General features: G+C 49.1%; 10 protein-coding genes and 1 tRNA gene. 5 read left to right on the top strand and 6 right to left on the bottom strand.

Going from position 1 to position 13,041, the window contains the following annotated elements; translation table 11 throughout:
• Positions 1 to 23: 23 nt before the first annotated feature.
• Positions 24 to 97, top strand: a tRNA-Asp gene (locus BHV73_RS04650).
• A gap of 315 nt (positions 98 to 412) precedes the next feature.
• Here BHV73_RS04650 and BHV73_RS04645 read toward each other — a convergent pair.
• Complete coding sequence (locus BHV73_RS04645; RefSeq protein WP_286736980.1) at positions 413 to 976, bottom strand: DapH/DapD/GlmU-related protein; 564 nt, start codon at positions 974 to 976, stop codon at positions 413 to 415.
• A gap of 164 nt (positions 977 to 1,140) precedes the next feature.
• Here BHV73_RS04645 and BHV73_RS04640 point away from each other — a divergent pair, with 164 nt between their 5' ends.
• Both BHV73_RS04640 and BHV73_RS04635 read left to right on the top strand, forming a co-directional pair.
• On the top strand, positions 1,141 to 2,040 hold the full coding sequence (locus tag BHV73_RS04640) for a helix-turn-helix domain-containing protein (protein WP_022218790.1): 900 nt from the start codon (positions 1,141 to 1,143) through the stop codon (positions 2,038 to 2,040).
• Between the two features lie 23 nt (positions 2,041 to 2,063).
• Positions 2,064 to 2,960, top strand: coding sequence for a helix-turn-helix domain-containing protein (locus tag BHV73_RS04635; RefSeq protein ID WP_087412474.1), 897 nt, complete (start codon positions 2,064 to 2,066; stop codon positions 2,958 to 2,960).
• A gap of 32 nt (positions 2,961 to 2,992) precedes the next feature.
• Here the strand turns inward: BHV73_RS04635 and BHV73_RS04630 are convergent, their stop codons facing one another.
• Positions 2,993 to 4,081, bottom strand: coding sequence for an MBL fold metallo-hydrolase (locus BHV73_RS04630; protein WP_373129651.1), 1,089 nt, complete (start codon positions 4,079 to 4,081; stop codon positions 2,993 to 2,995).
• A 161-nt stretch (positions 4,082 to 4,242) separates the two neighbouring features.
• Between BHV73_RS04630 and BHV73_RS04625 the strand changes: the two genes are divergently transcribed.
• Complete coding sequence (locus BHV73_RS04625; RefSeq protein WP_087412476.1) at positions 4,243 to 5,121, top strand: PfkB family carbohydrate kinase; 879 nt, start codon at positions 4,243 to 4,245, stop codon at positions 5,119 to 5,121.
• Between the two features lie 123 nt (positions 5,122 to 5,244).
• Here BHV73_RS04625 and hcp read toward each other — a convergent pair whose 3' ends face one another.
• Positions 5,245 to 6,900, bottom strand: coding sequence for a hydroxylamine reductase (hcp, locus tag BHV73_RS04620; protein WP_286736994.1), 1,656 nt, complete (start codon positions 6,898 to 6,900; stop codon positions 5,245 to 5,247).
• Positions 6,901 to 7,064: 164 nt separating this feature from the next.
• Here hcp and BHV73_RS04615 point away from each other — a divergent pair, with 164 nt between their 5' ends.
• Entirely contained in the window at positions 7,065 to 7,688 is a 624-nt protein-coding gene (locus BHV73_RS04615; protein ID WP_087412478.1) for a Crp/Fnr family transcriptional regulator, read from the top strand.
• Positions 7,689 to 8,075: 387 nt separating this feature from the next.
• On the opposite strand, the gene BHV73_RS04610 is transcribed toward BHV73_RS04615, so the two are convergent.
• Genes BHV73_RS04610 through BHV73_RS04600 form a run of 3 tightly spaced genes read right to left on the bottom strand, consistent with a single transcriptional unit; the run spans position 8,076 to position 13,028 of the window.
• Positions 8,076 to 9,272, bottom strand: a complete 1,197-nt coding sequence (locus tag BHV73_RS04610) for a PepSY-associated TM helix domain-containing protein (protein WP_087412479.1) — start codon at positions 9,270 to 9,272, stop codon at positions 8,076 to 8,078.
• A gap of 5 nt (positions 9,273 to 9,277) precedes the next feature.
• On the bottom strand, positions 9,278 to 10,678 hold the full coding sequence (locus BHV73_RS04605) for a DUF4374 domain-containing protein (protein WP_009121585.1): 1,401 nt from the start codon (positions 10,676 to 10,678) through the stop codon (positions 9,278 to 9,280).
• 52 nt (positions 10,679 to 10,730) lie between these two features.
• The gene (locus tag BHV73_RS04600) at positions 10,731 to 13,028 is read right to left on the bottom strand and encodes a TonB-dependent receptor (RefSeq protein WP_286736991.1); all 2,298 of its coding nucleotides are present in this window, start codon (positions 13,026 to 13,028) and stop codon (positions 10,731 to 10,733) included.
• Positions 13,029 to 13,041: the final 13 nt, after the last annotated feature.

Below are 13,041 nucleotides of genomic sequence, written 5' to 3'. Positions count from 1 at the left end.
TAGCAATGATAAAATGAAATTCTGGTGCGTTAGTTCAGTTGGTTAGAATACATGCCTGTCACGCATGGGGTCACGGGTTCGAGTCCCGTACGCACCGCAGAATTAGAAATAAAGCCCTGAAACTCAATAAGTTTCAGGGCTTTTTCTTTATACAAATCTCCCCCGGTAATTCACGGCAACCGCCACATGGCTTACCGTGATTGATAAAGAAAAAAATTCATTCAATAGAATTCTTCTCCTTTCACCGTTCGGAAACAGACAGTCCGTTTAAGCGAAACACACTATGCGTTTCGCCTCAACGTATCATGCGTTTACGCCGGACGCACAGTGTGTTTTCATCCGTAAACAGTTTATACCACCTCTCCCGCCTTTCACACAGTCCCGTCCATACGGAATAGCGGGCGGATAGGATTTAGCAGATATATTTCATAATTTTCGCAGGCACTCCCCCTACGATTGCATCCGCCGGAACATCTTTCGTCACCACCGCGCCGGCTGCCACCACCGCATTGTCACCAATCGTCACGCCTTGCAGAATAGTGGAATTTGAACCTACCCACACATTCCTGCCAAGCACGATAGGCGCAGGATATGTGGTATGACGGTCTTCGGGCGCAAGCCCGTGGTCGAGGGTTGCAAAAACCACATTATGCCCTATCTGGCAGCCGTCTCCCAACGTAACCCCGCCATGGTCTTGAAAATGGCAGCAGGCATTGATAAATACGTTATCACCGATTTCAATATTCTTTCCGAAATCCGTATAGAACGGCGGGAACACGCGAAGCGAGGGCGGCACGGGCTTTCCGAAAAGTTCGGAGAGCAACGCCCTCACCTCGTCCGGAGCATAATAGGAAGTATTCAATTTAAATGTAACACGTCTCGCCTCATTACTCATTTCGTCCATAAAGTGATGTATCTCTTCCGTATCGAGAGCCTTTCGTGTCTTTACATATTCCAAAAAATCATTAAGTGTCATATAACCAGCTATTAATAAATTACACTGCAAATGTAACCGAATGACAACCGCACCCGTGTGAACGAATTACGGACATTTGTAACCTAATTACTGATTCTGCGCGAAGCGGTGTACTACGTATGATTTTATTCTTTACATTTGTGCAGGACTAAAAACGATACCTTATGAAAGAAGTTATAAAACTGGACACAGTAGACCAATACAACCAATTCTTCGGACTTGAAACCCTGCATCCGCTGGTGAGCGTGGTAGACCTGTCGGAAGCCACCAAGTTCCCTACACATTTTACGATGAACTACGGAATATACGCGCTCTTTCTGAAAAAAGTAAAATGCGGGGACATCCGCTACGGCAGGCAGATTTATGATTACCAGGAAGGGACGGTCACCAGCTTTGCTCCGGGACAGGTGGTGGAAACGGAGATGCAGCAGGGAGTGAAGCCGAGCGCCCACGGCCTTTTGTTCCATCCCGACCTGATTAAAGGAACTTCTTTGGGACAGGACATCAAGCAGTACTCATTCTTTTCGTACGCCTCGGCCGAAGCCCTGCACCTATCCGAGGAAGAAAAAGGCATATTCATGGATTGTCTGGAGAAAATAGAAATGGAGCTCCAGCACCCGATCGACAAGCACAGCAAACGTCTGATTTCGCGGAACATCGAACTGCTGCTGGATTACTGCATGCGCTTCTACGAAAGGCAGTTCATCACCCGTTCGGAAAGCAACAAGAGCGTGCTGGTGAAATTCGAAGCCTTGCTCGACGATTATTTCCAAAGCGACAAACCGCAAACGGACGGGCTGCCTTCCGTAAAATACTTCGCCGACAAAGTATTCCTGTCACCCAACTATTTCGGCGATCTGATAAAGAAAGAAACCGGAAAAAGCGCGCAGGAATACATTCAGACCAGAATGATAGATTTAGCCAAAGAGATGATTGCCGGGACGGAAAAGACGGTCAGCCAGATTGCCTATGAGCTGGGATTCCAATATTCGCAGCATTTCAATCGCATCTTCAAGAAGAACGTGGGGTATACACCCGGCGAATACAGAAAACTACAAATATAAAGGATGCGGATAAGATTGTCCTTATGAAAAAAGAGATACTGAATATAGAGACTGTACATCAATGTAATTGTTGTATGGGCTGCAAGACGCTGCATCCGCTGGTGAGTGTCATCGACTTATCCAAAGCCAACCTGGAGCAGCGCACCATCCGGTGTGATTTCTATACGATTATTCTGATGGAAGGAGAAGCCGGGGAGCTTACGTACGGACGCAAATACTACGACTACTCCAACGCCACACTGATATTCCGTACGCCGGGCGAATCCATAAAGCTGGGTATAAACAATATACTTACTCAAAAAGGCCTGCTGCTGGCTTTTCATCCGGAGCTGATAGCGCACACTGCATTGGGAAGCCACATCAAGGAGTACTCCTTCTTTTTTTACAAGCTGAACGAATCGCTGCACCTGTCATCGCGCGAAAAGATGAAAATCATAGAATGTATCCGCAATATCGAAGAGGAGCTTCGGCACTCCATAGATTGCCATAGCAAGACGCTGATTTCACGCTATATCGAGTTGCTGCTGGATTATTGCGCACGTTTCAACGAACGCCAGTTCATCACCCGTTGTGAGGCCAACAAGGCGATTCTGCACAAAACGAAGTTGCTGCTGAGCGAATATATCTCGTCCGGCAAGCTGGAAGGCGGTGTGTTGCCCACAGAGGAATATTGCGCGGACGCCCTTCGCCTGTCCCCCTGTTATTTCGGTGATTTGCTAAGGTTTGAGACCGGAAAAAGTATTCACGAGTATTTCCAGCTAATGCGGCTCAACATCGCAAAGAAAATGTTGCTGGACAAGGAGAATACCGTAGGCACGGTAGCCAAGAAATTAGGGTATGCCAATACGCAGTATTTTACCGGCCTGTTCAAGAAGATAACGGGGATGACACCGACTGAATATAAATATGCGCAGAATTGACAGGACAGTTGTCCATATGCCGGTCACCCTACTCAATTCAGATAAGTAATCTCCCCTATTACGGGCATCAGGACATCCAGTGAGTCTTTCTCTTTCAGATTCACGGCATTCCTTAACGGTTCATCCCAACGGTGTCTTGCCAAGGCAAACTTCGAGTGATGAACCGTTAAGTATTTCTCCGCTTTCAAATCTTCGGCTGCCTGCGCAAGATAAGCGGGCATGGTATGGATATATTTCCAGTCCTCATTATACTGCCCGTTCTCCAGTATGGCAAGATCGATTCCCGGATATTTCTTACCGATTTCGGCAAAACGCGTGTCATATCCGCCGTCTCCGCCCATATAAATCTTTTGCGAGGGAGTTTCAATAAGGAAAGAAGCCCAAAGCGACTGATTGGATTTCAGGAAACGTCCGGAGAAATGACGGGAAGGCAGGCAGTGAATAAGAAAGCCCTCATCGAGCCCGACATCTTCAAACCAGTCCAGTTCCACCAAACGCGACTTGTCGAAGCCCCAATATTCAAAATGCTCGCCCACCCCCAGCGGACAAACGACCTTACCCGTACGCTCCTTCAATTGCATCACCGTGCCGTAGTCCAAATGGTCCCAATGGTCGTGCGTGATAACCAGGTAATCAATGTCGGGCATATCTTCCGGCTTGTAAATATCCGTACCCTTAAACGGCTTGTTAAGGAAAGAAAGCGGGGCGGCCGCACAGAAAACGGGGTCTACCAATATCCGCTTGCCGTCCGCCTGGATAAAATAAGAAGAATGGCCGAACCACACCAGCACATTCTCGTCCCGTCCTATGCTTTTCAAGTCCGTCTTGACGGCCGGAACATCTTCTTGTGGACGAAGCCCTTCCTCTTTTTTGAAAACAAAACTCCATAAAGCGCCCAAACGGCCTTTCTTTGCCGTCATCTGCACAGTGGGATGCAGGTTATGGAACTGCCCGTCCCTGTAATGAGGCGACTTTCTGATTCGCTCCAGCCGTTCTCCCTGCGGCAGTCTCCCAAACTGCGGGCGGTTGACAAATACAATACCCGCCACGCCTGTCGCTATAATCACACCCGTTATTATTCCTATTATCATATATATCTTTTTCTTTTTCCGTGACTTCATACTTCAAACTACATTAAACCTGTGCAAATGTAGGCTTACTTCCTCAGTTTAGCAACATACAGATTACGGATGTTGTTATCAATATTACTGTTTTTCTCAATAAATCATTACCTTTGCGGCAAAATTACAAATAAATAAACGAATAAAAACAACAGGGAACAATGAGTGTACACGATTTATGCTGCATCGGTTATATCACACAGGACAAGATAGTTACCACCAAGAACACGATATTCATGCCGGGCGGCACTTCTTTCTATTTTGCGCATGCCATCAAGCATCTCGACCCGAATGGTTTTTTATTGGTTACGGCTCTGGCCGATGCCGACATGAACGTAGCGGAAGATATACGGAAAGAAGGCATCGAAGTGAAAACTCTGCCCAGCGCCCATTCCGTCTGCTTTGAAAATATATACGGAGAAAATCAGAACGAACGTACGCAACGTGTCACGGCAAAGGCCGATCCGTTTACAATGGAAGGTTTGCGGGACGTCAACGCCCGGATTATTCATTTGGGCAGTCTGCTGGCTGACGACTTTTCGCTGGACGTCATCAAATACCTGTCGGGCAAAGGACTGCTGTCGGTAGACGTTCAGGGCTTTCTGCGCAAGGTGGATAATGAAAAGGTGCTGCCCGTGGACTGGCCGGAAAAGAAAGAAGCCTTGAAGCATATCCATATATTAAAAGCCAACGAAACCGAAATGGAAGTGCTCACCGGATGCAAAGAACCCCATGAAGCCGCCCTGCTCATTGCCGACTGGGGCGTGAAAGAGGTATTGCTGACACTGGGAGACAAAGGCTCGCTGATATACGCCAAAGGACAATTCCACGAAATCCCCGCCTACTCCGCCCTGCAAATAGTGGATGCCACAGGCTGCGGAGATACCTATATGGTGGGGTATCTGTATATGCGGAACAAGGGCGCGTCCTATCAGGAAGCGGGCTGCTTTGCCGCTGCCATGTGCACCATCAAGCTGCAAACGCACGGACCGTTCCGCGGAACCGAGGCCGAAATCAGAAGGATAATCAATCTCGCGTAAAGAAAAACGTTCTCTTTACGGAACGAGAGTCACTAAAAAGCTGAGAGTGTGTCAAAACAAAAAAACGCTTACCGTTTGTTTTGTTTTGACACACTCTCGTTATTACCCTATCGGCTTATCCGCTCAAGAAGCCAACCCGAATTTCTTCAAGTCCTCTTCCACGCTGCCGATGCCCGCGATATGGAACATATCCACCAATACCTTAGCCACATTCGGAGAAAGGAACGCAGGCAAAGTAGGGCCTAAATGTATTTCCTTCACTCCCAAACTCAACAGCGCCAACAATACGATTACGGCTTTCTGTTCATACCAGGCTATATTATAAACAATAGGCAGCTCGTTTATATCATTAAGCCGGAACACCTCTTTCAGCTTCAAGGCGATAACCGCCAGAGAATAGCTGTCGTTACACTGTCCGGCATCCAGTACGCGGGGAATGCCGTTGATGTCGCCCAGGCCGAGCTTGTTATAGCGGTACTTGGCACAACCAGCCGTAAGGATTACAGTGTCCTGAGGCAATGATTTGGCGAAATCCGTATAGTAGTCGCGGCTCTTCATACGTCCGTCGCACCCTGCCATTACGATAAAGCGACGAATCGCGCCGCTCTTTACGGCATCCACCACCTTATCCGCCAGTTGCAGAACCTGGTTATGGGCGAAACCGCCGATAATCTCCCCGCGCTCAATCTCCGTAGGCGGTTGGCACTGTTTGGCCATCTCTATGATTTCGGAGAAATCTTTCCTGCCCGTCGCGTCCTTCTCGATATGCTTGCAGCCCGGATACCCGGTAGAGTTGGTGGTAAACATTCTTTCCTTATATACGGCATTCGCCAGCGGCGGCACGATACAGTTTGTAGTAAACAGGATGGGGCCGTTGAAAGCCGTAAACTCTTCACGTTGCTTCCACCAGGCATTACCGTAGTTGCCCACAAAATGAGAGTACTTCTTAAAGGCGGGATAATAATGCGCCGGCAACATCTCGCTGTGTGTATATACATCCACGCCCGTGCCTTCCGTCTGTTTCAACAGTTCTTCCAGGTCTTTCAGGTCATGTCCGCTAATCAGGATGCCCGGACGGTTCTTGACACCAATATTCACTTTGGTGATTTCGGGATTTCCATAAGTTCCCGTATTCGCCTCGTCCAGCAGCGCCATGGTCTTTACCCCGAAACCGCCGGCTTCGAGCACCAACTGCGTCCATTCGTCCGCCGAAAGCGAGCGGCAGGCTATCGTAGCCAACGCGTGTTGCATAAAGACATGAATATCATTGTCGTTGAAGCCCAAACGCATGGCATGTTCCAAATAGGCCGCCATACCTTTCAAACCGTACGTCAGCAGTTCTTTCAGCGAACGGAGATCCTCGTCGGGTTCACGCAACACGCCTACCGACTTCGCCTTTTCCGCGTAATCGGCGCGTGTTCCCTGCCAGGAGAGTTCGTCCACTTCCGGCAAAAATACATTGTTACGCTTGGCTTCATCCATCAAGCGGTTGCGCAGGGCAAGCCCCTTGTCCACCCGCTGCAGGATGCTTTCATCATCGAAATTGGCATTCGTAATCGTGGAGAACAGGGCATCCACCACAAATACATCGGCCTCTCCGGGCACGGGGCATCCGGCTTTACGCAAGGCATCGGTCACCACCGAAACGCCTCTGACCACAAACAGCAGCAAATCCATGGCCTGCGCCGTATGGCTTTCTTTTCCGCACACACCTTTCAGCATACAGCCTACTCCTTTGGCTGTTTCCTGGCATTGATAACAAAACATGTTCATTTCCATTTTCTTATTCATTTAGAAGTTTATACCTACTTTCTGTCAACACTTTCCCCGTCGTTTGGTTTCCTATAAAGAAAGTGTTTCACTATCTTTGTGCAAAGATGGGGATTCGCACTTGCGTAAACTGTCACGTATGTTACACCAAACTACAAAAAAACAAAAAGAGAATGGAAATATATCCGCTACTGAAAATGCCGCCCTTCCAGGGAACCACGGAAGATGAATTATTACCCCTTATCCTCGCCCCCGAGCATGCGTGCCGACTGTACAAGCCGTCCGACTTCATAGCCATGCAGGGAGAAGTGTACCGTTCCCTGTTTATCCTGTGCAGCGGCAAGGTACGTACGCAAATGGTTAATGCGGAAGGTAAGCAACTGACCATCGAGACCCTGAAAGCCCCGCAACTGCTTGCTCCCGCATTCGTCTTTTCATCAGAGAACCGCTTCCCTGTCAATATCGAAGCGATAGAAGAATGTGGAATCCTTGTCGTAAACAAAAACGCCTTTCTGGACTTCCTGCACCAATATCCCGTAGCGATGCACAACTTTTTAAGGCTGGTATCGGACAGAACCCTGTTCCTTTCCAAAAAGCTGAATGCCTTTGCCCTGCAAAGCCTCAAATCGCGTCTGCTGAACTATCTGCGCATGCACGGCTCCATACTCAACCAGCAGGAAGTGGCGCAGATACTCGGCGTGGCACGTCCTTCACTGGCACGGGCGCTGTCCGAGCTTGCCGGCGAAGGGTGCATACGCATGGAAGGAAAAGAGATACAAATTATTAAGACTAAATAAGTAAGATACAAACTATTAAGACTGAACAAGCAAGATACAAACTACTAAGACTGAACAAGTAAGTCATAAGTAAGTCATAAATAAGTCATAAATAAGTGTTGAAATTTAGTTTATAGCAGTAACGAGGATATAGCGTAACCTAAGGCTGAAAGCCTGTTTATCTTATAGCCCGGGGCAACACCCCGGGAGTACTTTTGCCCTTACAGGGCGCAGAATACCACGAACATTTATTCCCGGGGTGTTACCCCGGGCTTAGAGATAAGAGCCTTTCAGGCTGAAAGCTAAAAATCCTTCAAGCTGAAAACTAAAAATCTTTCAAGCTTAGATTATTCTTGCTATAAATTAAATTTCAACACTTACTTAAGTAAGTCATAAGTAAGTATTAAGTTATATCAAGCGGATACGCCGCAGCCACAGATAATAACCCGTCAGCGGAAGTGTGCCGCCCAATAGTGCGGCAATGAACGTCAGTATCCGGGTGAACATGCCGCCCCAACTGCCCACATGTACGGAGTATATCCAGCCGCGCATCTTGCCCGAAGCGTCGGTGTCCTTATATAAGGTAACTTCGGTGATTTCGCCGTCCTGCGGATTAAAGGCATAACGGTCGGCAGCCCGCTGATTGCCGAAACGCTCAAAAGAGACGCTGGCAGAGCCGTTGGAAACTGTAATCTGCTTATAGCCGGCATTACGCGCTTTCAGTTCCTCGTACACTTGCTGCCAGCAAGCATATGGCGAGGTATGCTCCCGGTTTCCACGACCTTCTTCGGAAGAGTTACGCCCGGACTTGCCACCGTGAGCCGTTTGCGGTGTACCATGAGCCGTTTGCAGTGTGCCGTGAGCCGTTTGCGGTGTGCCGTGAACCGTTTGCAGCGCACCATGCCCCGCCCTTTGTTTCATCTCTACTCCGAACACCTTATAAAAGCCCGCGCGATACCACGAGAAAGACCATGTCAGTCCGGTCAGAGCCATTGCCAAAAGCAATACAAGCGCATACATACCGCCCGCCACGTGCAAATCGTACCAAAAGCGGCGCCGGCCTTTACCGACGGCAATCTTCAGGCTGTTCTTCAGCGCTTTCTTTGTGCGGGGCCACCAGATGACAATGCCCGATATGAGCACGAATACGAACATCAGCGTACTGACCCCTACAATCATCTTGCCCCAAAATATTCCGCCGTCCGGTTTCATTCCGTCCAGCAGCCAGCGATGCAGCTTAAACATGGTGAGGAAGAACGGCGCACGCTCGTGCCTGCCCTTTACCTCACCGGTATACTGGTCTACATAAACGGACGCCCGTCGCGGTTTCGACAGATTGACCTGATAGGCACGTTCCGCATCGGAAGAAATGGAGACACCTGTAACGGCAACACTGTCCGGCAATGTCCCGGCGACTTTCTCTATCAGGTATTCCACAGGAAGCGGAGCGCCGCTTACCTTTTCCACATAATAGAGATCGCGCCTGCACAATTCCGTTACTTCATCTTCAAATACCAGTGCAGCGCCCGAAAGACAGATAACCGTAATAATCAGCCCGAAAGGAACAGACAGCCACAGATGTATTTTACGAAATGCTTTCTTCATGGCAGTTAATTAAGAGGGCTCAGCTTACCGATACCTGTAATCTGCGTAGCCTCTACCGTGACACCTTTCGTGGCAGTAGCGCTGGACGGGTCTATCTTATAAACAGCCGGATGCCCGTCGGTAGTTGTCACAGCCATATAGGCATAGCCGTTTTCCGTATACGGGGTGTTGCCGAAACCGGAAATCAAGTCTGCCGACGGAAGGCCGGTGACATACGTAAGTTTCTTGCTTCCAGCTTTAAAGACAGCCAGCTCTTTGGCCTCAAAGCCTGTTTCCGTCAGAGGACGGTCGTACATCAGCAGCAGGAAATAGTCGTCCGCAATATGCCAGCAACGCAGGAAGGATTTTCCGCCGCTTTGCTCCTCCAGGTCGCAGTAATAGCTGTCGAAGTCTTCCTGACCGTCAGGGATGCGTACCACACCCGCCGGCAAGGTTGTCCGCTGGCGGACATCGCTCATAGTCTTGGCATAACTTGGAGAGAATACGTAAATATCACCGTTGTCAGCTTCCCAGATAGTCTGGTAATACTGGGATTTGAAGCGGCCGCAGGCATAACTGATTTTGTCTGTCTTGATGAGCTTCTTTGTCGTCATGGCGGCATCATCAAAAATTGCCACCCAACACTCGTTGGGGTACTGCGTCCACTGCAACTCACCTTTCTTGTAAGCGCTGCTGTTGGAACCGCCGTCTTCGGTCTTTACCAACGTCTCGTTACCCGGCAATATATACTTACCGCCGTCTACGGCAGCGCCATACTGGCTCAACCCCATGGGAACGGCTGCGCTGTATATCTTTTTGTTATGTTCCAGAATGCCCGCCAATGTCACGAACTCACCGTTGCCCAGGAAATTCTCGGACATATAGGCTTTTACTTTCGTATCATTGGTTTTGAACGTTTCGGCCGCTACATCCAGATAAGAGAGCAAGAACATTTTAGGCAGATACTGCTTGTCATCGGCATACTCCGTAGGGCCGTCACCGGTAGAGGCGGTGATGATATACTTGTCGTAGATGCCGTAAGTGGTGAATCTCTTGACGGCGAACTCTCCCGAACGCGCCTGCACTTCGTTGGCGGAGTTCATGATATAAGAACGGGTAGTTCCGGCATTGCCCTGATTATAAGTCAGTCCATAGAGATACTGATCCTTATAGAACACCCATTGGGAAGCGCCGTCGTTGACAAGTCCGTTGTTGACGGTAGAAACAGAGCCTTCGTCCAAAGTCTTGGAAGTCAGCAAAACGTTAGTCGTATTACCAGAGGCCGTGACAGAGGCAGCGACCACAAAATCGCCTTTGGTCTCATTATTGTTTCCGCCGCCCGGCACTTCCGTATCCGTACAAGATGTCAATGCCAGTCCTGTCATCGCGGTTGCGAAAAGTCCGGCTAAAAAGAAATTCTTTTTCATGATGTTTTTACCTTATTATATTATACTAATCGTTATTGATTTATTTATCAGCTTAATTACCGAAGTATACGCGTACCTTTCCATAAAATGCCCGTCCGGCTTTCTGCAGACTGAAGTTATCGTACAGTTTCTCATCCGTAAAGTTCCGGCACTCGAACGACAGGTTGTAGCGCCCGCCGTGGAGACTGTAAGAAAGGCTCAGGTTGTGTGAGAACTGGTTGGGAACCACATAGTCGCCTTTATTCGAACCGATTTTGGAAGAATAATAGGTAAAGCTATGCAAGTACTGATTGTCGTAGGATACGGTCAGCGCATTTCCCTTTTTCCCGAGGTCGCGCCAGTAGAATGTCACGTCGGAATCGGCAAAGATATACGGCAGGTTGGGCATGCGTTCCTTATAGGCTATATTTTCCGCGTTGCCGGATATGGACGTTTTCATATTATCGCGTACGTTCATCTGCGTAAAGTTACCGCCCACGCTCACCCATTTGCCAAAGCCGTAACGGGCGGAGATGTTATATCCTTTCGTCAGCACCTTTCCGTAGTTTATATAAGTGGCCGCGGATTTACCGCCGCTCAGGTCGGTGATGTTGCGCTGGATATAGTCTTTGGTGTTACGGTACACCAATCCGCCTTCCACATATACGGAATGCTTGCCGAAAGTCTTATTATAGCTCAGGTTCAGATTGATGTTATCGCTGTTCTCCGGACGGATGCCAATGTCTCCCATTTCCAAGTCTTCGTTACCGAACATTTCTTCGATAGTAGGCAGACGGTAGGCTTTTTCGTAGGACAGTTTGACTTGCAGCCCCGGCAGGATGAAGTAAGTGCCCGCCGCTCCATACCCTATGGAACTTACGCTGCGGGTGGTACGCACATAGTCGTCCTGATTGGTATTGGTAGCCACCGGTCCGGCAACAAATTGATTGTAATACTTACCGAATACGGATAAGTTCCAGGTTTCAGACGGCATCAGGCGGTAAGAAAGACCGGAGATGTTCTTGCGGGTTTCCTTGGCGATGGCATCCGACTGCTCTTCTTTGGCGAGCAACGAAGTATTGGAACGGCTGAAAGCATTCAACACGTGATTGAACGTCAGCATGTGTATCTTCCCGAGACGGTAGTTGGCCGTAAACGTACCATTCCAGTTGTTGTTATCGGCACGCGAGTGCTGGTAGGACTGCTCGCCGGGAGAGTTCAGCGGTTTCCTGTCTCCGTACCAGTTGTACTTATAGGAAGCAGTGTCCACGTTTGTCGTCAGGTTCTTGTTATAGTTCACGGTCAGCACCACATCCAGCCCTTTCGCAAACAGGTTGCGCTTGTTATACTCCAGCGAGGGCATCAGCGAGTGTCCCTTGCGGTGCTTCTGTCCGTACACTATGTCCTGACGCACACCGGTCTGTATATCCTGGTACATATTGGAATAGGTGAAACCGAACATCAGACGGTCGGCCCACTTCTTGTCGATAACGCCCACCTTGCCGATAATCGCCTCATTATGGTAGGTATCGTTGAAACGCTTTACGCGTACTTTCTTGTCACGGTCTATCCGGCCCGTTTCAAAGTCTTCCACCGGAGCGTCGATGTGATAGTCATTGTCCGAATAATTCTGGAACGCATTGATTTCGTACGTAAAACCGTTCTTAAAGGTCTGCCCGAAGTTTACGTTGGATTTATGCGTATTGAACGAACCGTAAGAGTAGGACGCATCCAGAAACCAGCGGCGGCGTTTCTTGTTCGTAACGATATTGATAACTCCGCCGATAGCATCCGTTCCGAAGCCCACAGGCACTACGCCTTTATACACTTCGATACGGTCGGCAAAATTCACCGGGATATTGTTCAGCCCGAACGAGCTTCCGACACCTTCCTGCGGAACACCGTCGATAAACACCTTTACGTGTTTCCCGCTGAAGCCGTCCAGCATGAGCTGCATGTCCGAACCTACCCCGCCCGACTCGCGCAATTTCATGCCCGGCGCTTTGGTCAGTGCGTCACTCAGGTTCTTCGTGGTGTTCTGCAGCTCTTTCGTATCCACCGCCACAGCATTGAATGCCGACCGCTTGATGCGGCTTACGCCCGTTGACACTACCGTTACTTCATCCAGTTGCTGGGTTTCGGGAGTAATTGTGATATTCTGTTTCACCCTTTGCCCTCTGAGCAGCGTCACCGCTTTCTCTACGGTTTTATAGCCGACAGCCGACACTACCAGCGTATAGTCACCCGCAGGCGCACTCACATGATAAATACCTTCGTGATTGGTTATCCCCCCGTAACCGGTCCCTTTCAAGTAGACTGTCGCAAAATCCACGACTTCTTTCTCCGTAGACAGGATTTTACCGGAAATCATCGTTTTACCCGGC

It is taken from the genome of Bacteroides sp. 44_46, from assembly GCF_001915465.1.
Lineage (GTDB): Bacteria > Bacteroidota > Bacteroidia > Bacteroidales > Bacteroidaceae > Bacteroides > Bacteroides clarus.
Note: the sequence above shows the minus strand (reverse complement) of the source record. Positions and strands in the feature narration are given on the sequence as shown.

Coding starts and splice junctions, on each gene's coding strand:
- BHV73_RS04645 (WP_286736980.1), bottom strand. CDS start 976: ATGACACTTAATGATTTTTTGGAATATGTAAAGACACGAAAGGCTCTC.
- BHV73_RS04640 (WP_022218790.1), top strand. CDS start 1,141: ATGAAAGAAGTTATAAAACTGGACACAGTAGACCAATACAACCAATTC.
- BHV73_RS04635 (WP_087412474.1), top strand. CDS start 2,064: ATGAAAAAAGAGATACTGAATATAGAGACTGTACATCAATGTAATTGT.
- BHV73_RS04630 (WP_373129651.1), bottom strand. CDS start 4,081: ATGAAGTCACGGAAAAAGAAAAAGATATATATGATAATAGGAATAATA.
- BHV73_RS04625 (WP_087412476.1), top strand. CDS start 4,243: ATGAGTGTACACGATTTATGCTGCATCGGTTATATCACACAGGACAAG.
- hcp (WP_286736994.1), bottom strand. CDS start 6,900: ATGGAAATGAACATGTTTTGTTATCAATGCCAGGAAACAGCCAAAGGA.
- BHV73_RS04615 (WP_087412478.1), top strand. CDS start 7,065: ATGGAAATATATCCGCTACTGAAAATGCCGCCCTTCCAGGGAACCACG.
- BHV73_RS04610 (WP_087412479.1), bottom strand. CDS start 9,272: ATGAAGAAAGCATTTCGTAAAATACATCTGTGGCTGTCTGTTCCTTTC.
- BHV73_RS04605 (WP_009121585.1), bottom strand. CDS start 10,678: ATGAAAAAGAATTTCTTTTTAGCCGGACTTTTCGCAACCGCGATGACA.
- BHV73_RS04600 (WP_286736991.1), bottom strand. CDS start 13,028: ATGATTTCCGGTAAAATCCTGTCTACGGAGAAAGAAGTCGTGGATTTT.